Source organism: Vibrio sp. OPT46, assembly GCF_015163535.1.
GTDB lineage: Bacteria > Pseudomonadota > Gammaproteobacteria > Enterobacterales > Vibrionaceae > Vibrio > Vibrio alginolyticus.
This window is the reverse complement of record NZ_JADDYG010000743.1, coordinates 557-798: the sequence shown is the minus strand read 5'-3', so window position 1 is coordinate 798 and position 242 is coordinate 557. Positions and strand designations below refer to the sequence as shown.

At 47.1% G+C, this 242-nt stretch carries 1 protein-coding gene; it reads right to left on the bottom strand.

Translation table 11 applies throughout. The features are described from left to right. A partial coding sequence (locus IQR33_RS26695; protein ID WP_416222699.1) for a sulfurtransferase occupies positions 1–242 on the bottom strand: 242 nt, incomplete at both ends.

Sequence of the window (242 nt, the reverse complement as noted above, 5' to 3'; positions counted from 1 at the left end):
CGTGCTTTGGCTCTGGCATCGATGATGTTGGCACTTTTATTGGTTGAATGAGCAAGAACATCTTGTGCACTCAAAAAGGCATTTTGGTTGAGCTTACCCGCAAAGTTACCTCTTTCGCTTGGTTGCGATAGGGTACTTTCAACAGGGAATCCGGCTTCAATCCAAGCTGGAAGACCGCCATTTAAGACTCGAACATTATCATGTCCCATAGCTTTGAACATCCACCAAGCTCTTGGCGCGGC